The 23,500-nt window shown below is 58.4% G+C and carries 21 protein-coding genes; 10 read left to right on the forward strand and 11 right to left on the reverse strand.

What is annotated here, in order from left to right; translation table 11 throughout:
• Window positions 1-37 precede the first annotated feature (37 nt).
• The 6 genes from HK44_RS16200 to otnI all read left to right on the forward strand — a co-directional run bounded on the left by HK44_RS16200 (window position 38) and on the right by otnI (window position 6,080).
• Window positions 38-742 (forward strand): FadR/GntR family transcriptional regulator, encoded by a 705-nt coding sequence (locus HK44_RS16200; protein ID WP_019690450.1) that lies wholly within the window; start codon window positions 38-40, stop codon window positions 740-742.
• 41 nt (window positions 743-783) lie between these two features.
• On the forward strand, window positions 784-1,689 hold the full coding sequence (gene ltnD / locus HK44_RS16205) for an L-threonate dehydrogenase (protein ID WP_019690449.1): 906 nt from the start codon (window positions 784-786) through the stop codon (window positions 1,687-1,689).
• 10 nt (window positions 1,690-1,699) lie between these two features.
• Window positions 1,700-2,989, forward strand: a complete 1,290-nt coding sequence (gene otnK, locus HK44_RS16210; protein WP_019690448.1) for a 3-oxo-tetronate kinase — start codon at window positions 1,700-1,702, stop codon at window positions 2,987-2,989.
• Window positions 2,986-3,624 carry an aldolase gene (locus HK44_RS16215; protein WP_019690447.1) on the forward strand — a complete coding sequence of 213 codons (639 nt, stop codon included), beginning with the start codon at window positions 2,986-2,988 and terminating at the stop codon, window positions 3,622-3,624. The genes otnK and HK44_RS16215 overlap by 4 nt, the downstream gene beginning before the upstream one ends.
• 191 nt (window positions 3,625-3,815) lie before the next feature.
• Complete coding sequence (locus HK44_RS16220) at window positions 3,816-5,276, forward strand: GntP family transporter (RefSeq protein WP_019690446.1); 1,461 nt, start codon at window positions 3,816-3,818, stop codon at window positions 5,274-5,276.
• A gap of 21 nt (window positions 5,277-5,297) precedes the next feature.
• On the forward strand, window positions 5,298-6,080 hold the full coding sequence (gene otnI / locus HK44_RS16225) for a 2-oxo-tetronate isomerase (RefSeq protein WP_019690445.1): 783 nt from the start codon (window positions 5,298-5,300) through the stop codon (window positions 6,078-6,080).
• Between the two features lie 146 nt (window positions 6,081-6,226).
• On the opposite strand, the gene HK44_RS16230 is transcribed toward otnI, so the two are convergent.
• The 3 genes from HK44_RS16230 to HK44_RS16240 all read right to left on the reverse strand — a co-directional run bounded on the left by HK44_RS16230 (window position 6,227) and on the right by HK44_RS16240 (window position 9,566).
• The gene (locus HK44_RS16230) at window positions 6,227-7,045 is read right to left on the reverse strand and encodes a DeoR/GlpR family DNA-binding transcription regulator (protein WP_019690444.1); all 819 of its coding nucleotides are present in this window, start codon (window positions 7,043-7,045) and stop codon (window positions 6,227-6,229) included.
• A 250-nt stretch (window positions 7,046-7,295) separates the two neighbouring features.
• Entirely contained in the window at window positions 7,296-7,493 is a 198-nt protein-coding gene (locus HK44_RS16235) for a YbdD/YjiX family protein (RefSeq protein ID WP_019690443.1), read from the reverse strand.
• Between the two features lie 15 nt (window positions 7,494-7,508).
• Complete coding sequence (locus HK44_RS16240) at window positions 7,509-9,566, reverse strand: carbon starvation CstA family protein (RefSeq protein WP_019690442.1); 2,058 nt, start codon at window positions 9,564-9,566, stop codon at window positions 7,509-7,511.
• A 389-nt stretch (window positions 9,567-9,955) separates the two neighbouring features.
• Here HK44_RS16240 and HK44_RS16245 point away from each other — a divergent pair, with 389 nt between their 5' ends.
• A complete protein-coding gene (locus tag HK44_RS16245; RefSeq protein WP_019690441.1) occupies window positions 9,956-11,317 on the forward strand; it encodes a cache domain-containing protein in 1,362 nt (453 codons plus the stop codon).
• Window positions 11,318-11,350: 33 nt separating this feature from the next.
• A complete protein-coding gene (locus HK44_RS16250) occupies window positions 11,351-11,983 on the forward strand; it encodes a response regulator (protein WP_019690440.1) in 633 nt (210 codons plus the stop codon).
• 68 nt (window positions 11,984-12,051) lie between these two features.
• On the opposite strand, the gene HK44_RS16255 is transcribed toward HK44_RS16250, so the two are convergent.
• On the reverse strand, window positions 12,052-12,690 hold the full coding sequence (locus tag HK44_RS16255) for a c-type cytochrome (protein ID WP_019690439.1): 639 nt from the start codon (window positions 12,688-12,690) through the stop codon (window positions 12,052-12,054).
• Between the two features lie 11 nt (window positions 12,691-12,701).
• Window positions 12,702-13,943 carry a molybdopterin-dependent oxidoreductase gene (locus HK44_RS16260; RefSeq protein ID WP_019690438.1) on the reverse strand — a complete coding sequence of 414 codons (1,242 nt, stop codon included), beginning with the start codon at window positions 13,941-13,943 and terminating at the stop codon, window positions 12,702-12,704.
• A 366-nt stretch (window positions 13,944-14,309) separates the two neighbouring features.
• Here HK44_RS16260 and HK44_RS16265 point away from each other — a divergent pair, with 366 nt between their 5' ends.
• Entirely contained in the window at window positions 14,310-14,978 is a 669-nt protein-coding gene (locus HK44_RS16265; RefSeq protein WP_019690437.1) for a hypothetical protein, read from the forward strand.
• Between the two features lie 566 nt (window positions 14,979-15,544).
• Here the strand turns inward: HK44_RS16265 and HK44_RS16275 are convergent.
• The 6 genes from HK44_RS16275 to HK44_RS16300 all read right to left on the reverse strand — a co-directional run bounded on the left by HK44_RS16275 (window position 15,545) and on the right by HK44_RS16300 (window position 21,404).
• On the reverse strand, window positions 15,545-16,906 hold the full coding sequence (locus HK44_RS16275; protein ID WP_019690435.1) for a c-type cytochrome: 1,362 nt from the start codon (window positions 16,904-16,906) through the stop codon (window positions 15,545-15,547).
• Between the two features lie 3 nt (window positions 16,907-16,909).
• Entirely contained in the window at window positions 16,910-18,556 is a 1,647-nt protein-coding gene (locus HK44_RS16280; protein ID WP_019690434.1) for a GMC family oxidoreductase, read from the reverse strand.
• The gene (locus HK44_RS16285) at window positions 18,549-19,082 is read right to left on the reverse strand and encodes a sugar dehydrogenase complex small subunit (RefSeq protein ID WP_024264994.1); all 534 of its coding nucleotides are present in this window, start codon (window positions 19,080-19,082) and stop codon (window positions 18,549-18,551) included. The genes HK44_RS16280 and HK44_RS16285 overlap by 8 nt, the downstream gene beginning before the upstream one ends.
• Window positions 19,083-19,152: 70 nt before the next feature.
• The gene (locus HK44_RS16290) at window positions 19,153-20,394 is read right to left on the reverse strand and encodes a carbohydrate porin (RefSeq protein WP_052014758.1); all 1,242 of its coding nucleotides are present in this window, start codon (window positions 20,392-20,394) and stop codon (window positions 19,153-19,155) included.
• A 518-nt stretch (window positions 20,395-20,912) separates the two neighbouring features.
• The gene (locus HK44_RS16295; RefSeq protein WP_019690431.1) at window positions 20,913-21,146 is read right to left on the reverse strand and encodes a hypothetical protein; all 234 of its coding nucleotides are present in this window, start codon (window positions 21,144-21,146) and stop codon (window positions 20,913-20,915) included.
• Between the two features lie 3 nt (window positions 21,147-21,149).
• Window positions 21,150-21,404, reverse strand: a complete 255-nt coding sequence (locus HK44_RS16300; RefSeq protein WP_141651721.1) for a hypothetical protein — start codon at window positions 21,402-21,404, stop codon at window positions 21,150-21,152.
• A 718-nt stretch (window positions 21,405-22,122) separates the two neighbouring features.
• Between HK44_RS16300 and HK44_RS16305 the strand changes: the two genes are divergently transcribed.
• Entirely contained in the window at window positions 22,123-23,499 is a 1,377-nt protein-coding gene (locus HK44_RS16305; RefSeq protein ID WP_019690430.1) for an L-serine ammonia-lyase, read from the forward strand.
• The last annotated feature ends 1 nt before the right edge of the window (window position 23,500 follow it).

Consider the following 23,500-nt stretch of genomic DNA (forward strand, 5'->3'; position numbering starts at 1 on the left):
GACAACCTGATAACAAGACAAAAACAGGATCGCCTCGATGTTCGACAAGGTCCCGACTCACGTGCTGAGCGACAGCGTCGCTCAGCAACTGCTGGAGAAGATTGAGACTGGTGTCTTCGGCGCCGGTAGCAAGCTGCCCAGCGAAGCCATGCTTTCAGACGCTTTCGGTGTCAGTCGCACCGTGGTCCGCGAAGCCATTTCCCGTCTCAAAAACGAAGGCGTGCTGCAACCCCGGCAAGGGCGCGGCATCTTCGTCACGGCCAACGCCAATATCCGTCCGCTGCGTATCGATTACGCCGAAGCCCATCTGCCCGGCAGTGTCTTTCACTTGTTGGCGCTGCGGCGTGCCATCGAGGCGGAAATCGCCTCCGAGGCGGCGCTTAATCGCAGCGAAGCCGATCTGGTGCTGATTGACGAGGCGCTGGCGCGCATCGATGAAGAGGTCGATGAAGGGCTGGACGGTGTTCGCGCCGATGTGGCGTTTCACCGGACCATCGCTCAGGCGACAGGTAACCCTTACTTCCTCAAGACCCTCGAATTCGTCAGCCAGTACCTGGAGGCCGCGACTCGCATCACCCGTACCAATGAAGCGGGCAGGGCGGATTTCTCCCGTCAGGTCCACGAAGAACATCTGGCGATCGTCGCGGCCATACGGCTGGGCGATCCGCTCGCCGCCGGCCATGCCGCCCGCGCTCATATCTACAACGCGGCCCGCCGTCTGCGCCTTGCTGGCGCGCAATAAGCCGTTGTTTTCTTCACAAGCCGGTCACTAAGGAGTACCCCATGAATAACAAGAATGTCGGTGTTGTCGGTCTGGGCGCGATGGGCCTGGGCATTGCCCGCTCGCTGTTGCGCAGCGGTTTCAATGTGCATGCCTGTGATGTGCGCGCGGCGGTGACGGAACAGTTTGCCAGCGAGGGTGGGGTGGCGTGCGCATCCCCGGCGCACATGGCCGGCGAGTGTGACGTGATCATTACCGTTGTGGTGAATGCCGAGCAAACCGAGACCGTATTGTTTGGCGAAGGCGGTGCCGTGGCGGCGTTGCGTCCTGGCAGCCTGGTGATCGGCTGCGCCACCGTGGCCCCAACCTACGCCGTCGATCTTGGCCAGCGCTTGGCCGAGAAAGGCCTGCTGTATCTGGATGCACCGATCTCCGGTGGCGCGGCCAAGGCGGCTGCCGGCGAAATGACCATGATGACCTCGGGGCCGGCGGATGCTTACGCCAAGGCCGAGGCGATTCTTGCGGGCATGGCTGGCAAGGTCTATCGACTCGGTGACGTTCATGGCCTGGGCTCGAAGGTCAAGATCATCAACCAGCTCCTTGCCGGGGTGCATATCGCAGCCTCCGCCGAAGCCATGGCGTTGGGGTTGCGTGAAGGGGTCGATGCCGACGCGCTTTACGAGGTGATCACGCATAGCGCCGGTAACTCCTGGATGTTCGAGAACCGCGTGCCGCACATTCTCAAGGCCGACTACACGCCGTTGTCCGCAGTGGATATTTTTGTCAAGGACCTGGGCCTGGTGCTGGATACCGCGCGCGCCAGCAAATTCCCGCTGCCACTGTCGGCCACCGCCCACCAGATGTTCATGCAGGCTTCCAGTGCAGGTTTCGGCCGCGAGGACGACTCGGCAGTGATCAAGATCTTCCCGGGCATCACCTTGCCAACTGCCAAGACCGAGCCTGTTTGAGGAACGCACAATGAGCACACGTCCATTGCTGGGCTGCATCGCCGACGATTTCACCGGCGCCACCGACCTTGCCAACATGCTGGTGCGTGGTGGCATGCGCACCGTACAAAGCATCGGTATCCCGAGCAGCGAAGTTGCTGCCGGGATCGACGCCGATGCGATCGTCATTGCCCTGAAATCGCGTACCACACCGGTCGCCGAGGCGACCGAACAGTCCCTTGCGGCGCTGGCCTGGCTGCGCGAACAAGGCTGCGAGCAGATCTTCTTCAAGTACTGTTCGACGTTCGATTCCACGGCGGCCGGCAATATCGGTCAGGTCAGCGAAGCGCTGCTGGCGGCACTGGGCAGTGACTTCACCCTGGCATGCCCGGCGTTCCCGGAGAATGGACGGACGATCTTTCGTGGCCACTTGTTTGTTCAGGATCAACTGCTCAGCGAGTCGGGCATGCAGCATCACCCGCTGACGCCGATGAGCGATGCCAATCTGGTTCGGGTTCTGCAATCGCAGACAGACCTGAATGTCGGCTTGTTACGCTACGACACTATTGCCCAAGGGGCCGAACAGGTGCGGGCACGAATCGCTGAGTTGCGGGCTCAAGGTGTCGGCATCGCGATCGCCGATGCCTTGTCGGACAGCGATTTGTACACCCTGGGAACGGCTTGCGCTGACCTGCCGTTGCTGACCGGAGGTTCGGGGCTGGCCCTGGGTTTGCCGGAAAACTTCCGTCGCGCCGGAAAATTGCGTGACCTTGATGCGTCGAAACTGGCGCCGGTCTCCGGTGGCGAAGTGGTGTTGGCCGGTAGCGCCTCGGTGGCGACTAACGGCCAAGTGGCCGCCTGGCTCGAAGCCGGTCGGCCGGCTCTGCGTATCGATCCACTGGCGTTGGCCGCCGGTGAGCCCGTCGTTGCGCAAGCCTTGGCCTTCGCCCGTGATCACAAGGAAACCGTATTGATCTATGCCACCAGTTCGCCAGAAGAGGTCAAGGTGGTGCAACAGCAATTGGGCGTCGAACGGGCTGGCAGCCTGGTGGAAAACGCCTTGGGCGAAATCGCCCGGGGCCTGCGCCAGAGCGGCGTGCGGCGCTTCGTGATTGCCGGTGGTGAAACCTCAGGCGCTGTGGTTCAGGCGTTGGGCGTGCAACTGCTGCGGATCGGCGCACAGATCGATCCGGGTGTGCCGGCGACGGTCAGCAGTACGGATGAACCTTTGGCATTGGCGCTGAAGTCGGGCAACTTCGGCGGCCGTGATTTCTTCAGCAAAGCCTTGCAGCAGCTGGCCCAGGTCGGAGATGCGAAATGAGCAATGAAAACGCCCTGCGCAAAGAAATTTGCGAGGTTGGCCGCAGCCTTTACGAGCGCGGTTATACCGTCGGCAGCGCCGGCAATATCAGTGCGCGCCTGGACGATGGCTGGTTGATCACACCGACCGACGTCTGCCTCGGTCGCCTCGACCCCGCGACGATTGCCAAGGTCAATCTGGCCGGCGAGTGGGTGTCCGGTGACAAACCTTCAAAGACCCTGGCGCTGCATCGCCAGGTCTACGACCGTAACCCTGGGGTTGGTGGCGTGGTTCACACCCATTCCACCCACTTGGTGGCGTTGACCCTGGCGGGCGTCTGGCAGCCAGACGACATCCTGCCACCGCTGACGCCGTATCAGGTGATGAAAGTCGGGCATATCCCGTTGATTGGCTATCAGCGCCCCGGCTCGCCGAAGGTTGCCGAGCAGGTCGCACGGCTGGCCAACAGCGTTCGTGGCGTGATGCTCGAACGGCTCGGCCCGGTGGTCTGGGAGAGTTCGGTGTCCAAGGCCAGCTACGCCCTGGAAGAGCTCGAGGAAACTGCACGGCTCTGGCTGATGAGCAACCCCAAGCCCGAACCGCTCGATCAGGCAGCGCTGGACGAGCTGCGAGAGACCTTCGGTGCGCACTGGTAGAGCGCTGACTTTCTAATACGACAGATTGATAACGCAAGCCCTGTCCGGGAGACGTGCGCGACTCTCGATGGTCCCGGCTTGCTTGAAAAAACAATAACAACAGGAAATCCAGGCATGACTTATCTTCACCGCGGTATTTTCAGATCCAGTGGCAGAACCGCTTCGTTCACCCGGCGTGGAGGGTTTCTGAAATGAGCCCGTTAATCCTGATGGTGACCGCTGGGGTGGGCATCGCGCTGTTGCTGTTCCTGGTGCTCAAATACAAATTCCAGCCCTTCGTAGCCTTGATGCTGGTGAGCATTCTGGTGGCACTGGTGGCCGGGGTGAAGCCGGCTGAACTGGTCGCCACCATTGAAGGCGGCATGGGCAAGACCCTGGGCCATATTGCGATCATCATTGCTCTGGGCGCGATGATCGGCCGGATCATCGAACTCTCCGGCGGTGCCGAGGCGCTGGCCAAGACGCTGATCACTCGTTTCGGCAACCGGCGTACGCCTCTGGCGCTGACGATTGCCGGCTTCATGGTCGGAGTGCCGGTGTTCTTCGAAGTTGGCGTGATCATCCTGATGCCGCTGGCCTATAGCGTCGCTCGCAGTGCGCGCAAACCGCTGTTGGTGTTCGCGCTGCCGATGTGCGCGGCCTTGTTGACCGTACACGCCTTCCTGCCGCCACACCCGGGCGCAGTGGCGGCTGCCAGCCAGTTGGGCGCCGACCTCGGCCGCGTGCTGATGTTTGGTCTGCCGATGACCGCGCTGCTTTGCTACGTCGGTTACCGCGTGGCCGGGCGCATGACTCGTCGGGTGTACCCGATGACCGACGATATTCGTGCCGAGGTCTACGGCCCGCATGTCACCAATGAAGATCTGGTTGCCTGGTCCAATGGCAACGGCAAGAGCACTGAGCGAGCTGCCGAGGCCGTGTCGCACATGGGCCTGGAAGAGGCCGTCAGCAGCATCGTCTCCAAATTGCCACCGGCACCGCCGCCAGGTTTTGGCCTGATTGTCAGCCTGATCCTGTTGCCGATCATTCTGATTCTGCTGGGTACCCTGGCCACCTCGCTGCTGCCGGCCGAATCGCTTCTGCGCGGGATCATGACCGTGCTCGGCGCGCCGCTGGTAGCGCTGCTGATCGATACCTTGCTGTGTGCCTGGTTGCTGGGTTCGCGTCGGGGCTGGAGTCGCACTCAGGTGTCCGATGTGATCGGCTCGGCCTTGCCCGGTGTGGCGATGGTGATCCTGATTGCCGGTGCCGGCGGTGTATTCGGCAAGGTACTGGTGGATACCGGAATCGGCGCAGTGGTTTCCGATATGTTGCGTACCACCGGTCTGCCGGTACTCGCGCTGGGCTTTCTGCTGACCATGCTGTTGCGTGCGGTGCAGGGCTCGACCACGGTGGCGCTGGTGACCACCGCCGGGATTATCAGTCCGCTGATCGCGACCCTCAACCTCACCCCAAACCACATGGCCCTGCTGTGCCTGGCCATGGGCGGTGGCGGGTTGGCCATGTCCCATATCAATGACGCCGGCTACTGGATCTTCACCAAGCTGGCCGGGCTGAATGTGGCCGACGGCTTGCGCACCTGGACGGTACTGACCACCTTGCTCGGTACGTTGGGTTTCGGTATTACCTTGCTGATCTGGCCGTTTGTCTAATCCTTTACCCTGGGAGCTACCATGCCTCGTTTTGCTGCAAACCTCAGCATGCTCTACCCGGAACATGCGTTTCTGGATCGCTTCGCCGCTGCCGCCGCCGATGGTTTCGAAGCGGTGGAGTACCTGTTTCCCTACGACTACAGCGCACAGGAACTCAAGCAGCGCTTGAGCGACAACGGTCTGGTGCAGGCGCTGTTCAACGCGCCGCCTGGTGACTGGGCGGCGGGAGAGCGGGGCACGGTATCGTTGCCCGGCCGGGAGGGTGAATTTCGTAGCGGTTTCGATCGCGCCCTGGAATATGCCGCCGTGCTGGGCAACTCGCGCATCCATGTGATGGCCGGCCTGCTGCCCTCCGAGAGCGACCGCGCACGGCATCACGGCATTTATCTGGAGAACCTTGCCTACGCCACCGCCCAGGCGGCCAAGGTCGGCGTCACGGTGTTGCTGGAACCGATCAATACCCGAGACATGCCGGGCTTTTTCCTCAACCGACAGGATCAGGCCCAGGCCATCTGCAAGGAAGTGGGTGCGAGCAACCTCAAGGTTCAGTTCGACTGTTATCACTGCCAGATCGTCGAGGGCGACCTGGCCAGCAAATTGCGTCGGGACTTCGAAGGTATTGGCCATATCCAGATAGCTGGTGTGCCGGATCGGCACGAGCCGGATTTGGGAGAAGTCAACTATCCCTATCTGTTCGAGTTGATCGACCAGTTGGGTTATGACGGTTGGGTAGGGTGCGAATACCGGCCACGCGGCGATACCTCGGCGGGCTTGCAATGGCTGCGCGACTGGAAGGCCCGCTAGGCTCTAAAACTGCCTGCGCGGCGATCATGCTGCGTTAAAAACAGGCTCGCAATGCTCATGTAGGTCCCTACACTCCGCTTGCTCGCCTGTTTTTGCCTTGCCTGATCGCCGCTCGGCGAGTTTTCGTAAAGACCCACGGCAAGGTTCTACGCGTCGCTCCCGGAGGGTAACAGCAGTTCCACACCTTGCTTGCGGATGCCATCGGCCGCCGCAGCAGTCAGTGCGTCGTCGCTGAGGATGATGTCGAACTGCTCGAGCCCGGCGATCCGGTACATGCTGAAAGTGCCGTACTTCGAACTGCTGGCCACCAGCACCGTTTGCGCGGCCGATTGCATCGCCACCTGCTTGACCTCCACCTTCAGCGCCGAAGGTGTGGTGAGACCGCGCCGCAAATCCCAGGAGCTGGTGGAGATGAAGGCGATATCGGTGACCACTTGCCGCAAAGTGGCGACCGCCAAGCCACCTACGCAGGAATGGTTGGAGTGATCCAGCTGTCCGCCGGTATGAATGACCGTGACATGCGGTGCGTCCATCAAGGCTTGGGCAACACCGAAGTCGTTGGTCACCACGGTCATGCCGGAAAGCGCCTTGACGTACGGGACGATCTCCAGGGTACTGGTTCCCGCATCCAGGTAAATCGTCATATCGGCATGCAGCAGTCGGGCGGCAAGTTTCGCCATTGCCTGCTTCTGCGGCAACTCGACTACGGCTTTGAGCTGATGGCTAGGCTCACTGTGGAGTTGGCTGGCGATTCGAACGCCTCCCGTGACCGAGTAGGCACGACCTTCCTGCTCCAGCAGCGCAATGTCGCGACGCACCGTCATGTGCGAGCACTCGAACATTTCCATCAACTGATGAACGCTCAGCACCTGATGCTTGCGCAACTGTCGCAGCATCAATTCACGACGCTGTTCAGGAATCATCGGTGCGCCGCTTTCGGCGGCGATGTCCTTTTGGCTAGGCATTCAGGCTCCAGAATGAAGAAATCCGCAGACAAGGAAAGCGGGGCAAACATAGTAGCGAATCTGCGTTAAAGGCACGAGTTGTTGCGGCTCACTAACGAAAAATGGGAGCAGGTCAATGTGGGAGCGAGCCTGCTCGCGATAGCGATCTGACAGTCAACTGCAATGTTGAATGTTAAGCCGTCATCGCGAGCAGGCTCGCTCCCACAAAAAACTGCTCCCATATCACCTCTGATAACCCGCCGTCAGCGGGTCAACAGCACTTCGGTCCAGCCTTACTACCGTAACGAGCCTCCTGGCGTTCCCGAAAGAACGCCTCGTAGCTCATCACCGGTTTGTCCGGGTGTTGGGTATGCATATGCTCGACGTAGGTGTCGTAGTCGGGCATGCCGACCATCAGGCGCGCGGCCTGACCGAGGTATTTACCGAGGCGACTCAGGTCATTGAACATGCTTGCAACCCTCGATCACGCTTCTGGAATCGCCTGGAATGGCGATTCTTTATCCGTGCGTTCTTTGCTGCCCCAGGCGGAAATACCGACCTTGATCGCATAGAACAGGATACTGAAGACCACGAACAGGAACAGCGCCGTCAGCGTTGCGTTGGTGTAGGCGTTGTAGATCACGTGCTGCATCTGCGTGATGTCCTTGGCCGGGGCGAGGATCTGACCGTTGGCCAGGGCATCGCTGTATTTCTTGGCCAGCGACAGGAAGCCGATCGCCGGGTTAGCGTCGAACAGCTTGATGAAGCCTGCGGTGGTGGTACAGATCAGCAGCCAGGCGGCTGGCAGCAAGGTCACCCAGATGTAGCGTTGGCGTTTCATTTTGATCAGCACGACCGTGCCGAGCATCAGCGCGATACCGGCCAGCATCTGATTCGAGATACCGAACAGCGGCCACAAGGTGTTGATGCCACCCAACGGGTCGATCACGCCTTGGTACAGCAGGTAGCCCCACATTGCCACGCAACCGGCGGTCGCGATCAGGTTGGCGGTCCAGGACTCGGTGCGTTTAAGCGCCGGAACAAAGGAACCGAGCAAATCCTGCAGCATGAAACGCCCGGCACGTGTACCGGCGTCGACCGCCGTCAGAATGAACAGCGCTTCGAACAGGATCGCGAAGTGGTACCAGAACGCCATGGTGTTTTCACCCGGCAGAACACTGTGCAGGATCTGCGCGATACCGACCGCCAGGGTCGGCGCACCGCCGGCACGGGCCAGAACGGTGGTTTCACCGATGTCCCTGGCTACCGCTTGCAAGGCTTCCGGGGTAATCATAAAGCCCCAGCTGCTGACAGTCTGAGCCACCTGTACCACATCACCGCCGACGATTGCCGCCGGGCTGTTCATGGCGAAGTACACGCCCGGTTCGATCACCGACGCCGCCACCATCGCCATGATGGCCACGAAGGACTCCATCAGCATGCCGCCGTAACCGATGTAACGGGCATGACCTTCACTGGCCAACAGTTTCGGGGTGGTCCCGGAAGCGATCAGCGCGTGGAAACCCGAGACCGCACCGCAAGCGATGGTGATGAACAGGAACGGGAACAGCCCGCCTTTCCACACCGGCCCGGTGCCATCGATGAACTGGGTCAGCGCCGGCATTTTCAGCACGGGCATGGTAATCAGGATGCCGATCGCCAGGGCCATGATGGTGCCGATCTTGAGGAAGGTCGACAGGTAGTCGCGCGGCGCCAGGATCAGCCAGACCGGCAGCACTGCCGCGACGAAACCGTAGCCGATCAGCATCCAGGTGATCTGGATTCCGGTGAAGGAGAAGACCTTGGCCCAGACCGGATCAGCGGCAATCTGCCCGCCCAGCCAGATCGAACCGAGCAACAACAGCACGCCGACGATGGAGATTTCACCGATGCGGCCCGGGCGGATGTAGCGCATGTACACGCCCATGAACATCGCGATCGGGATGGTCGCCATCACCGTGAACATGCCCCACGGGCTATCGGCCAGGGCCTTGACCACGATCAGCGCCAGCACCGCGAGGATGATGATCATGATCAGGAAGCAGCCGAACAGCGCGATGGTCCCGGGGATGCGGCCCATTTCTTCACGGACCATGTCGCCCAGGGAGCGACCGTTGCGGCGGGTCGACATGAACAGGACCATGAAGTCCTGAACGGCACCGGCCAGCACCACGCCGGCGATCAGCCAGAGCGTGCCGGGCAAATAGCCCATCTGCGCCGCCAACACTGGACCGACTAACGGACCAGCACCCGCGATGGCCGCGAAGTGGTGACCGAAGAGAATGTGTTTGTTGGTCGGCACGTAGTCCAGACCGTCGTTGTTGACGACGGCGGGGGTGGCTCGACCGGGATCGAGCTGCATCACCTTATTGGCGATAAACAGGCTGTAATAGCGGTATGCGACAAGATAGATAGCGACTGCTGCGACTACGATCCAGAGGGCGTTGATGGCTTCGCCGCGGCGCAGGGCCACGACACTCAGCGCAAAAGCTCCCAGGACAGCCACGGCAAACCAGGCGAGGTGTTTAGCCAGACGGGTCATTGAGTGTCTCCTGCCGACAGCCAGTGGACTGCGGCGGTAATTTTTATAATTGTGTCCGCTATGCGGAGCTGGCCCAATATCCGCGTATGCCGTCTACAAATAAATCCGCGTTACTACGTACGCAGCGTCTGCGTAGTTCTACGTAGACGACGCCGATCTCCTTGTAGGAGCGAGCCTGCTCGCGAAGGCGGTCTATCAGACGATATCGAAGTTGAATGACAGATTGCATTCGTCGGATCGCCCCGCCCCGCCCGGAGCAGGCTCGCTCCCACAGATGTTGCATTTCAACTGAGCCACAGGTCATTCCGTCCAGCGCCGCTACTGAACGCGCGTATCTTTGGCATATGATGCCGGGCTTTCGTTTTCCCTCGGTCTGGCCAGGAGCACAGATGCAGCTCAAACATAAAATCGTCGCGCTCGGGATTCTGCCGCTGGTGTTGGCGATTGCGGTCATCTGCGCGCTGGTGATTTCCCTGAACCGTCAATTGGGAGATCAACAGACGCAACTGATCGAAGACAGCATTCTGGCCAGCAAGCGTGCAGAACTGAAAAACTACGTCGAAATGGCGCAAAGCCTGATCGCGCCGCTGTACGACAACGGCAAGGGTGACGAGCACGCACAGCAACAAGTGCTGGAAGAACTGCGTAAGCTCAGCTTTGGTATCAATGGCTACTTCTTCGTCTACGACCGCCAGGGCCGTAGCCTGATGCACTCGCGGCAGTCGGAGCTGGTGGGCAAATACCTCTGGGACATGAAGGACCCGCACGGTCTGCCGGTGATCCAGGCGCTACTGAAAAGCGCGGAGTCAGGAGAAGGCTTTCAACGCTACGCCTGGAACAAACCCTCTTCCGGTCAAGTGACCGACAAGCTCGCCTATGTGGTGATGCTGGATCGTTGGGGCTGGATGCTCGGTACCGGCATCTACCTTGAGGACGTTGAGCGCGCAACACAGCAGGCGCGTGACGAGGTGGCTCAGGGCATCCGCAAAACGATGCTCGCCATTGCCATCGTAGCCCTCGTGGCAGTGCTGTTCGTCTTTGCCAGCGGCATGACGCTGAACGTCAGCGAACATCGTCTGGCCGACAAAAAACTTCAGCGGTTGACCCAGCGTATCGTCAGTTTGCAAGAGGAAGAGCGATCACGGGTTTCCCGTGAATTGCACGACGGTATCAGCCAGGTACTGGTGTCCATCAAGTTTCAGTTCGAACTGGCCAGCCACGTGCTGGAGAGTGGACAGGACACGGGCTTGAGCATTTTAAGAGAGGCCACGGAGCGTCTCGGAGAAGCGATTGGCGAGGTTCGCAGCCTTTCACACAACCTGCGCTCGTCGCTGCTCGACACGCTGGGTCTGTCGGCAGCGATCGGTCAACTCGCCGCAGAGTTCGAGCAACGTAGCGGACTGGTGGTGACCTACAACAACAACGAATTCGAGTGCCATCTGGTCGATGGGGCAGCGGTCTCGTTGTTTCGCATTGTGCAAGAAGGCCTGACCAACATCGAACGACATGCCCAGGCCCAGAACATATCCATTACCCTGCACGGGTCTGAAGAATCCATACGGCTGACGGTGGTCGATGACGGTGTCGGTTTCAACGTCGCTCAAGTCGAACGCCGTCATTCCGGTATAGGGCTGCGGAACATCCGCGAACGGGTCGAGCATTTTGGCGGGCGATTCGAGCTTGTATCGACGCCGGGAAGAAGTGTCCTGGACGTTCTGCTGCCCATGAAAATGCCCGGTCTGAAACACTGAGTCAGCCAATAACAACAAGAGTGAATACCCCTGATGAACCTGTCCTACCCAATCCGCGTCGCCCTGGTCGACGATCATTCCCTGGTCCGTGACGGGATCAAGGCGCTGCTGGCGGTCATGCCTCCCCTGGAAGTGGTGGGAGAAGCCGAGAGCGGTGCCGAAGCGATTGAGATGGTAAGGCTCTGTCAACCGGACCTGTTACTGGTCGACATCAGCTTGAAGGACATGAACGGACTTGAGCTGACCCGGGTGTTGAGCAAGCAGTATCCGTTGCTCAAGATTCTGGTACTCAGCATGTACGACAACTATGAGTACGTGAGTGAATCTGTTCGTTCTGGCGCCAGCGGCTATGTGCTGAAGAACGCACCTTCGCGGGAAATCATTGCGGCCATTGAAGCGATTGCCAGCGGCGGAACGTTTTACAGTGCAGAGATCGCACAGAGGCTCATCGCCGACAAGAATACCGACAACGAGCTGACGCCACGCGAGAGTCAAGTGCTGTGCAAGATGGCTCTGGGAATGAACAACAAGGAAATGGCCCGCGAGCTGGACATCAGCGTTCGGACGGTGGAAACCCATCGTTTGAGCATCCGTCGCAAACTCAACATCGACAAGCCCGCGGCCTTGGTAAAGTACGCGATGGACCACGGGATAATTTCACATTAAGACCCGTCTGGCCCCATCGTTTGGTGAGGCTAATGCGTCGTTGATACCTCGCCGAGCCTGAAGTGAACTCACTGACGCAGCACGAAAGTCGCCAGGGTTTGCAGATCGTCCGGGCTTAACTGCGTGAAAGGCGGCATCGGGATATTCCCCCATTTGCCGGTACCGCCATGCTGAATGCTGGACGCTACCTTGGCCAGTGCCTGCGGGTCATTGGCATACTTTGCAGCCACATCGTGATAGGCCGGGCCTACAACCTTATGATCGATCGCGTGACAGGACAGGCAGGAGTTGCTCTGCAGCAAGGCCATGGCGTCGACTTTGGTTGCAGGCGCCGTCGGGGTCTGGCCTGCCGATAGGTTCGAGGCAGCCTGCACATCGGCATCGCTCGCATGGGCACTGCCGTAGGTCACCGCAAGGTAGGCGCCGATGATGCTCACATCCTGATCGCTGATCGGAGCACCATACACGTGCTGCATCTTGCTCGCTTCCCCAGTCCACTGCGCCAGGCTTATGCCGGGAGGCTGGAAGTTGATGTAATCGGCAGAATGGCAGGTGGAGCACTTCTGTTGAGCCAATGGGTAGCCGGGCAGAGCATTGGGTTTGAATACAGCCGTTTCGGGCGGCAACGTGATCGATAGTGGCGCTGCGTTAGCCATGGTAACCATACAAACCTGAACTGCGCAGAGCAAGGTGGTCATGAGTTTCATGCGGGGCCCCCTCAGGCGACGGTCACGTGGCTGGTTTCTACAACGTGGCGGCGGTAGCCACCGGGGTTCCAGTCGGCTCGCAATGGCTGCGTCTCACCCGCACGGTTACTGGCCCGCACCATCAACTGTGTGGCGCCCTTGCTGGTAAAGGTGATCGGCAGCGTCCACTCGCGGAAGGAGAAACGGCCAAGATCCTGCCCAAGCTTGGCTTCGCGCCAACTTTTCCCGCCATCGATCGACACTTCCACCTTGTTGACCCCAACGCCACCGTCGAACGCAATGCCCTTGAGCACCACGCTTTTTTTCAGCGGCAACACATCGCCGTGTTTAACGCTGGTGATGAAGCTGCGTACCGGCAACCTGGAAATTGGCACCGTTTGCGCCGCAGTGGTGCCGGGGGCGACACAGAAACAATCGTTGTCTGGAACGCGGTAACCTTTAGCCATGAAGAAACCATCGTAGGTATGGTCGACGACTTCGATCTCACTCAGGTGCTTGACCCAGTACGTACCGAAATAGCCTGGCACCACCAGGCGTATCGGGTAACCGTTGAGAAATGGCAGGTCGGCACCGTTCATCGACCAGGCGATCATGGGCTCACCGTCCATGGCATGGCTGATGTCCAGGGCTTTGATGTACTCCGGCGTGCTCGGTAGCACTGGCTTGTCGAGCCCATGGAATGTCACTTGCCTGGCGTCGGCTTTCACCCCGGCCTTTTCCAGGACCGCCTTGAGCGGTATTCCCACCCAGCGGGCATTACCCATTGAACCATTGCCCAACTGAGCGCCGAACACGCGTGGCATCGAGAAGCCACGGCTGTTACCCGAACATTGATTGACGGCCACCACTTCTACCGATTCGCCCAGAGCCTTGAGTTCTGCAAGGGAAAGCGACAGCGGTGTGTTGACCGAGCCCTTGATCGTCAGGCGGTAACTGTCCGGATCAATGCTGGTAGGGATATTGGCCAGATGGTAACGCACAAAAAAGGCGTCATTCGGTGTGATGGGCCCCTCGTTGAAGACGGGGAATGGCGTCTCAAGGTGCGGCGGGCGGGTGGTCACCAGGGTCAACGGACGTTTTTGCGGGTATTGCACCTGCGGTCGCGGCCCGGCAGCAAAGGTCACTTCTTCCGGTGTTTCGTCGGCTGCCTTGGCAAGGTTAGCCAATGGCGAAGCTGCCAAAGCCAGGGCGAAGGCATCGCGTAGAACGCGCCGGCGACTCGGGTTGCCGTTATCAACAAGACTGAACTTCATGCTGTTCTCTCTTTGTTTTTTTACTGAGATGTATCTGACAGCACCCCCCACATACACCGATGGGGGAGGAGAGGTATCCGATGTAATGCGTAAGTGTTTTTTCAATTAACTGACCGACTTCGATTAGCAAGCCAGTATCGTCACGCGCAAAGCGACTGCTTTTCATTGAGCGTCAGTGACTTGGCATTTGATGACAGGCAATGCCGACATGTGAGGTATAGCCTGCCCACGCTCACCACAACTGTAGCTCATAGGCTTCCCACCATTCGTTCAGTTGATAGTTATCATCAAGGAATGCAAGTTCTGTTTTGCCGGCAAAGGAGGAGGATGGCGCTATACCAAAGGCGCTTCTGAAGGAACTGCGCGATGAGAATTTCTACCTTGCTGGCACTTGTCGCCGTTTTGACCGGCAGTGTAGCCGCCACAGCACCAGCCTATGCGGCCGAACAGTCCTGCCATTTTTTACCGGTGGTCGACAGCACCACTAGCCTGCAGCATGCCCAATCGGTGGGAGTGCTCTACAGTGAAAACACCCTCAACACCCTCGAATACCTGGAGCAGTACCATACGGTAGCGCTGAACGGCGCGAAGAACCCTGCACTCGATTCGCGCATTAGCAACGCGTTCGTCAACAGCTCCGATCCGAAGCTCGCGATCAACTGGCTCATGGGTTCGCTACAGAAAGAGTTCGCCTCGGTGACCGTCTACGACAACCTCGACGAACTGGTGCAAGCCCATTCTGACGTGGTGGTGATGCTGGACACTTACAGCCGTCTGGTGTCCAAGCGCAACAACCAGGTTGAAGCGCGATTCATGGCCAAGTTCTACGACTCGAATCTGCAATACATCGGCAAGGCCGAAGGCTCGCGTGAACAACAAATGCCTTCGGTCTGGGTTCATGGCAAAGCAGCGCCAGCGATCGCTGCGCAGATCAACCAGCAAACCGAGCTGCAGGTGAACGCGCTGAAGCAGTTTGATACGTCACTGAAGGCGCTCGTTTCATCCAGTGCAGTGGCTCAGGTTGCAAATAACTGATGGTGCGGCCCCTGGGCCGCGTCCGAGAAATACACGAACCGACGCCCAGCGTCGGTTCTTTTTGGCTCAGCAGTAAACGGCGTATCCTCGCCTGAGAAAACTCCGTTCTGGTAATCAATCGCCACAGCAAGGAAGTGCCGGATCAAAAAAATCGGCAGATCGTAGCTCTCCAAATGCTTGCGATACTCTTCTATGGTCGAGGGACTCGTGTCGTCGGTTGGGCGCTGCCATACGGTGAAGGCTGATCGCTCATGATGTTGTCTCGCTGAAAAATGGATTAAACAAGCATCTGCTCGCTGAGCAAAACGACCTCGGTACGTGATAAGGCAAGCAATTCACGATGGAATATCCAGGTGGCCAGCGTGAAGATGGTCACCATCGTCTGCTCCTGCAGGGTCAGGCTAGTTCGGGAATAGATCTCGCCAAAGGCGAAGGAGACGATGTAGTCGGACAGGCCCGCGTCCAGACACTTTTGAAGCCCTATTGAACAATACGGACGACACTGCGTGGAAAGACAAGTCGTAACGTTGCCTCCCCTCTTGGGGAGGCAACAAACACGCCAGACGCTATGGCTGACGTTTACGCCGTACCAGCCAAAGCGCCAACAGAATGAACACAATGACGCCCGCCACGATGGCTCCCTGAGCCAACGCAGCCAGGTGCGACACCGGCCCGCCGGCCCGCAGCTCCTTGACCTGGGCGGCGCTGACCTTGACGTCCGCGTTGCCATAGTGGCCGGTCAGGTAGCTAGCCAGCGTCGCGACCTGCTGATCGCTGAGAATGCTGGCGAAGCCCTGCATCCTGACGTCCTGGCCATCGCTGCCACGCTTGACGCCGTCCAGAATCACCATCACCAGATTGTTGGGGTTGCTGCGCCCAACCGTAGTGTTGTGCAACAACGACGGCAAGCCGCCCTCGAAGCTGCCTTGTCCCTGAGCTTGGTGACACGTGCCGCAATGGGCATCGTACAGTTGGGCGCCGCTCATCTTGTCGCCATCAGCCGGTAAGTCCACGCCACGGATGCTGGCCAGCTCGTCGGTCTTTTGCCCCAGGGCATACACCGGCTTGCTGTCTGCCGCCGATTGTTGCGCAGGCACCGTCTTCAGGTAGACAGCAATGGCTTTCAGGTCGCTGTCGTTGAGGTGCTGCAGACTGTGGTCCACTGCTTCGGCCATCGGCCCGGCCGCCTGGGCTTTGCCTGGCGCTTCACCGGTTTTCAGGTAAGCGATCAGCTCGGCGTTGTCCCAGCCACCAATGCCACTGTTGATGTCCGAGGTGATGTTCGGTGCATGCCAGGTACCGACATCACCGCCCGCCAGCTCTTTTGACGACACTTCGGCCATCATCAAGTTGCGGGGTGAATGGCACGTGCTGCAGTGGGTCAAACCTTGGGCCAGGTAGGCGCCTCGGTTCCACTCGGCATCACGCGACGTATTGGGTATGAAGGCCTTATCGTCGAGAAAGAGCAGGTTCCACGCAGCCATGGAGAAACGAATGTTGAACGGGAAGGGCAGAGCAGTCGGCTTGGCCGGGGTATCCACGGGGTTCACGGCGCTCATGAAGTAGGCATACATGGCCTTGATGTCTTCATCGCTCACTTTGGCATACGAGGTGTAAGGCATGGCCGGGTACAAGTGTTTGCCATCTGCGCGAATGCCTTTGCGCAAGGCATCACTGAATTGCTCCTGGGAGTAGTTGCCGATGCCCGCTGTTTTCGACGGGGTGATGTTGGTGGCGATGATTTCGCCAATCGGCGTGGGCAGCGCCAGGCCGCCGGCAAACGGCTTGCCACCGGGTACGCTGTGACAGGCGACGCAGTCACCGACGGTCGACAGGTACTTGCCACGTTGGATCTGCGCATCGTCCGCAGCGCTGGCATTCAGCGCAGCCAGCATCAAGGTAACCAGCGAAGTGATTTTCCAGTTCATGGTTCAGCCCCGCCCTTGTTCAGTGGCAGACTCGGACGGCGAAGTTCGGGCAATGACCCGATTCGGCAGGATGTGGTGCGCCGTGCGTAAAGTCAGCGCCGCGGCGGTCAGGGTCGAGTTCATGGTGGCGGCCGTTGGCATCACGCCGGTGCTGCAAATGAACAGGTTGTCGTGGTCATGGGTACGACCATAGCTGTCGCAGACCGAGGTTCGAGGGTCGTTACCCATGCTCATGGTGCCGGTGATGTGCTGGTTGTTGGCAAAATTGCCTTCGGCGCTGTAACGCAGATTGGTCCCGCCCATCAGCTCTGCGATGCGGGCGAAGTCTTTGTGCGACTGCGCCGCGCCCTTGCGGGTGTAGTCGTCGATGGCGTAGTTGACCTTGGGCTTGGGCAGCCCCAGCTTGTCTTTCTGATCGCTCAGGCTGACGCGGTTCTCAGGGTTGGGCAACACCTCCAGCACATCCTTGAGGCTCATCTCAAATGCCGCGCGGTGACGAAGCTGCTTCTCGAATTCCGTGCCATACACCCCGGCTGCAATAAGCGCGTCCGTGGCACCATTCACCCGGGAGATATTGGTGAAGTCCAGGCGATAAGGTGCGTGCTCCGAGCGGAAGGCGCCATCGCGCATGGTATTGATCGAGCTTGGACTTTGCGGCCCACGGCCCAGCCACAATTCTTCATCGGCATCGAAGGTGATGGACGTGCTCGGGTGGTCCATCAGGTTGCGACCGACCATGCCGGAGCTGTTGGCCAGGCCATTGGGGTATTTGTCGCTGGCCGACATCAGCAACAGTTTCGGGCTTTCAATGCCGTTGGCCGCGAGGATGAAGGTCTTGCCGGTAACCCGGTGCGATTGCTTGTCCGGGTCATAGTAATGCACGGCGACGATATGCCCCTTGTCATCATGTTCAATGCGATAGACCACGGCGTTGATTTGCAGCTTGGCACCCGCGTCTATTGCGGTCTGAATGGCAATGCCGCCATGGTATTGCGCGTCGATCGGGCAGATCGGCTGACAACTGTTGTTGCCACAGCAGGCCGGACGACCATCGTACGGACGACTATTGCGTCCGGTGGTGTTGCCCACCACGGCGTAAGTCGGCGCCAGGCGCTCGCGAATGCGCCGCATGGCGTAAGGTTCGGTCACCGGCTCCATCGGAAACGGCTTGCTGCGCGGCGAGCCGGTGTTGTCGGCCCCCGAAACGCCCCAGATCTCTTCCGCTTCCTGATAGAAAGGGTCGAGTTCTTCGTAAGTCATGGGCCAGTCGACGCCCACGTTGTACAGGGTCTTGATCCGCATATCGCCCGGCACCACGCGCCAGGCCTGGGCCGCCCAGTGCCAGGTCGTGCCACCGACGCCACGGATGTATTCTGCCGGGTACGGATAAGGGCCGCCCTGGATCAGGTAGCCATTATCAACCGGCTTGTAGACCGGATGAGGTGCCCAGTCACTGCAGGTATAGGGCGACATCCAGTCACTCTTGCGCGTGGAGTTGCGGAAGGCCGCGACAATACGGCCTCGCTCGATAGGCCCGCCCGCTTCCAGAATCAGCACCGAAGCGCCCTGTTTGAGCAGATGGGTCGCGGCCATGGAGCCGCAAACCCCCGAACCGATGATGACGATGTCCGCGGACAATTGATCAGACATTTTTCACCTCGACGATTGGATGGCTTGCCCAGCTTCCGTAAGGACCGTAGGCGTAGGTAGGTGGCTTCAGGACATCGGCGACCATCACTGCATTAAGCGCATGCTCGTAGGCCAGGCAACGGGCCTTGGCACCACTGCCGACCACGCCCATGAACCAGGCCATGGCGATCTTGCGCGGAACGATGGCCAGGGGTGACTTTTCATCATCCAGGGTTTTCTGCAACTGCATCGGATCCACGTGACGCTCGTTGATCAGCGCAAGCAAGTCCTTCACGCCCTTGGCGAAGGCCGGGTCATCGGCCACAAGGGCCTGATACAGGTTATTTGCCAGGACTTTGTCCAGACTCTGGCGACCGGCAATAATCGCCGAAAGTGCCAGAAACGCGCCTTGTTCTGCGTTGTCGATCGGCTCAGCCAGTGCAAAAGGAATCAAGGAGGCGGTATAGGCGGTCAACAGGCCTTTTAACAGCATTCGCCGGGTCGTCTTCAGCAAGCTGGGGCTCTCTAATTCATTCAGTCTATTCATGGTGATTCCTGCAGTGCCGGATGATCTGGGCGGTGCGTCCCTGCACCATCGTTTTGTACCGGTTGACAAGTCAGAACACGGTGTTAATCGTCAAGCCTGCAACAGTTGCGTTATCGACTTCGTATACACCGCCCGGATGAGCGAGGTATTGAATGTTGGGGCGCACCATCAGCCATGGCGTCAACTGGAAGTCGTAGTGAATCTCGGCAACGTACTCGGCGTGCTGAACTGGTTGGTAGCGTGGATTGTTGTAGTCAATCAGGTTGTTGGCCTGGTTCTGCAGTTCCTGGTTTTTCGTCAATGCCGGGTTGACGTGCATCTCACTGAGACCGAACGCGAGGGCATCCTTCGGGCGGGCATCGAATGGACCGGCATAAATGGCGCCCATTTGCGCCTGCCAATCGAGGGTGGAGCTTTTCTTGTCGTACTGCGCAAAGTGGGCGAAGAGGCTCAGGCCGCGCTTGGCATCCCCCCCCACGGTAGTGATCTGTTGGCGGGCGTAGGCGTACATGCCATAGCGACCATCATGTTGATCGACAGGGGCGCCAGTGATCGCTTTGTCATTACCGTTGACGTCCTCCAACACGTCTTTGGCCGTGGCGCTGTTCCAATAGGTGCCCACCATGTATTTACCGGCCATCCCGGCATCCCCCAACCGCGGCGTCCAACCAACTTCCCCGAGATAAGTGTTGCCTGTCTGGCCCGAGGTATTGAGCTTGAAGCCGTTATTGCTATCGAGCAGGGTCGGGTTGTACTCGTAGACGCCTAACTGGGCATAGACCGTCGGGGTGAAGTTGACTTTGACCCGCCCGCCCCACTGGCTGACCGGAGAGTTGAACCAGACCGTTGCACCATGGCCAGCCAGGCCGCCACACAAGGAGTTGTTCTGAAACACGCAGCCCGTCGAATCGAAGTCACTGCCAATCGGCAACCGACCTACTTTGATATCGAGCACATCGTCAAAGAACTTTTGCTGATACGCCAACGTGCTAATACGCCAGGTTTGACCTCGCCCAAAGTTCTCCTGAACTGAAGAACCGATGGTTCCAGTGCGAGGGTCGGTCAGTCTGTCATTGGTGATATCTCGCCCACTGCGCTCGGTGATCAGGAGCTGCAGGCTGGCTTCATGCCAACCCAGGACTTTTTCAAGATCGATGGCGCCACCCAGATTGAACTGATCGGTGTAGCGTGCAGTATGGTCGTGATCAAACCCACCATTGATATTGGCAGCGCTTTCCGACTGATAGCTGAACTGGAAGTCATAACCCTTGTCGAGCAATTCCGTTCGAAGGCCGCCCCAGTCACCTGTCATCCATCGAGACGATGATGAAAACATCGGTTCATCCGACCAGGCACTCATTGTCAAACCGCTCAGGACAAATCCTGCGGTCAGACTGGTAATAGTTGTCTTTCTCATACAAGGTGTTCTCCAACATATTCTTCTAGTGATGAGCTTCGTCCGCCTAGCGGTGGTGGGCCTTGCCGCAGAACACCTGATAGCTCTTCTTTATGTATAGCCCTTGTCCGAGGAATCCGGCTGTATTCAGGCATAGAAAGGTTGCCGGCTATGTATCGAAGTGCCTGCTAGCCGACAGCCGTAGCTGACCGACTTCGCGCCGATTCTGTTGATCCGGTGCTGTAAATCCCTTGAGAACCAAGGACTGTGAGCAGCGCCTGCACACGCTGGGTGCCAGCGTAATGCGGGAGCAGGGCACAGCCGCGGGGCGGCGGATTGCCTCTCAGGTCCATTGCTGCCGCCGCAAACGCAAATTTCACGGCAAGTGATTTATATGTTCGTTGCCGATAATCAGAACTGATTGTCGGAGGTGTTCAATCGGGGTTTCTTGACCTAATCAATTGACTGGCCATCATTTTTTCAATGCCATCATTAATGATCGCGTCGTTATCATGCAGCGCTTCTAGAACACCACGAATATTCGAAGCAACTATGGTAGATCCGCCTTTCTCAATCCATAGGGTGAGTTCTTCCATTGCGGCACCAAGGGCGTTTTGGTTGGCTATGATTTTTGAAAGTAGCGCTGCTATCAACCGAATGTTATTCATGATTTACTTCAGGTGCGCTTGCAAGCCAAGGTTGGTATTAAACAAACTCTTTACAAACTCTACTTCGTGAGGTGTTAGAGCAGGATCATGATGAACGCCAAGCGGTGCCGACAACTCGCTTTGACGGCATGACTCCCATGCGCGCTTCCATACTTCCCACTCACGGTTCACGGATGGATTCGCATATCCGCCCTGACGTTTTTCAAGGCTGTCCGGCGCCTGGGTCGATTCGAATGTTTCACGCATTGGAGTTGTCATGCTGGTTCCACAGTATCCAGGATGGTCATTTTTCAAGCATCCGGACGGATGAAAGTTAGAGTGTTGCGGAGTAAATCATTACTGAAAACATAAAAGTTTTTGCGCGGCATGCTGTTTTTTAAATCTGGTTTTGCAAGATGAATTGACTTGCAAAAGCCACCCCGATGATAAATCCGAATTGAAAACCCGAAGGTCGGAACTCCTGCGCTGACTTTGTACACATTTATCTTTTTCGAAAATAGATAGGTAGCTTAGCAGGTAAGTAAAAAGCAATTGTCTACTTAATGCGTAATTTTGCATTACCCAATGCGTAACAATAAATATTTTATCCTGGCTTTTAAAAAACAAGACTATTTGTGACGTTTAAAAGTTATTCTTCCGAGTGCTTGAAATGCTCTCTTGTTTGGGTTTAACAGGTGATTTCCTTTACCTTTCATCCCTATTTCAACAGAGGAGTCGCCGGGCGCTTCTGCCCGATGATCAATGGGCGCGGATCAAGGATTTGTTGCCAGGCAAGATCGGCCGGCGTGGCGGTATGTTGGGTCGCTCGAACGGGGGACCATTGGTGTCATCTCCCTGGGGCCACTTGTTGACCTCCAACCCGCAATGGGTAGTGGCGAACACTTTGGGGTCGATTTCTGACACGTCTGGATGATCCCTGACCCCGACAATTGGGTTGGTTCCTAATAACCTTGAAAGCGGCGTGCGGAGATCAACGATGGCTATCAGTGTTTTTGACTTGTTCAAGATTGGAGTCGGCCCCTCCAGTTCTCATACCGTCGGCCCGATGCGTGCCGGGGCTCTGTTTGTCGATGCCTTGTGCGTACGGGAAATGCTCGCGCAGGTGCAGCGCGTCGAGGTGCGTTTGTATGGTTCGCTGTCGGCCACGGGTATTGGTCACGGCACCGATAAAGCAGTGATCATGGGGTTGATGGGGGAATGGCCAGACAAGGTCGACCCGCTACAGATCGAGCCAAGGATGATGGATTTGCGTGAAACGCAATGCCTGCTGCTGGCCGGTCAATACCCTGTGCCTTTTGTCTGGCCGCGGGACATGTGCCTGCTGGATGAGAACCTGCCTTACCATCCCAACGCCATGACCTTGAGCGCGTTTGCCGACGATCATCTGCTGCTGTGCGAAACCTACTACTCCATTGGAGGTGGCTTTGTCATTGATCAGCAACAGGCGGCGAGTGGCCAACTCGATCAAGATCTGACCGAACTGCCCTATGACTTCAATACAGCGGCACAGTTGTTGAGCCAGTGCAGTGCTCATGGGCTGCGCATTTCCCAGTTGATGCTGGAGAACGAACGGGCATGGCGCAGCGAAGCAGACATCCGCCAGGGGCTGGCGCAGATCTGGCAAGCCATGCGCACCTGTGTCGACAACGGGCTCAAGCACGAAGGTGTATTACCTGGTGGATTGAATGTGCAGCGCCGTGCGGCGAGGCTGCACCGCAGCCTGCTGGAAATCGGCAAACCGAATGTCATCGGTTCGACCTTGAGCGCTATGGAATGGGTCAACCTGTTCGCTCTGGCGGTCAACGAAGAAAATGCCGCCGGCGGGCGCATGGTCACCGCCCCCACGAACGGAGCTGCGGGGATTATTCCGGCGGTATTGCAGTACTACATGAAGTTCTGCCCGGAGGCCAAGGACAGCGACGTGGTGGACTATTTTCTCGCTGCGGCGGCCGTAGGCATTTTGTGTAAACGCAATGCGTCGATCTCCGGGGCGGAGGTCGGTTGTCAGGGCGAGGTCGGTTCAGCCTGCGCGATGGCTGCTGCCGGCCTTGCGGAAATCCTGGGAGCCAGTCCAGAACAAGTGGAAAACGCAGCGGAAATCGGCCTGGAGCACAACCTCGGGCTGACCTGCGACCCTGTCGGGGGATTGGTGCAGGTGCCATGTATCGAGCGAAACGCAATCGCAGCGGTGAAAGCGATCAATGCCGCGCAAATGGCCCTGCGCGGTGACGGTACGCATTTCATCTCTCTGGATCGGGTCATCCGCACCATGCGTGATACCGGTGCCGACATGCATGACAAATACAAAGAGACCTCCCGTGGCGGGTTGGCCGTCAGCTCCATCGAGTGTTGAG

Source organism: Pseudomonas fluorescens HK44 (assembly GCF_000217955.3).
Classification (GTDB): Bacteria; Pseudomonadota; Gammaproteobacteria; order Pseudomonadales; family Pseudomonadaceae; genus Aquipseudomonas; species Aquipseudomonas fluorescens_AQ.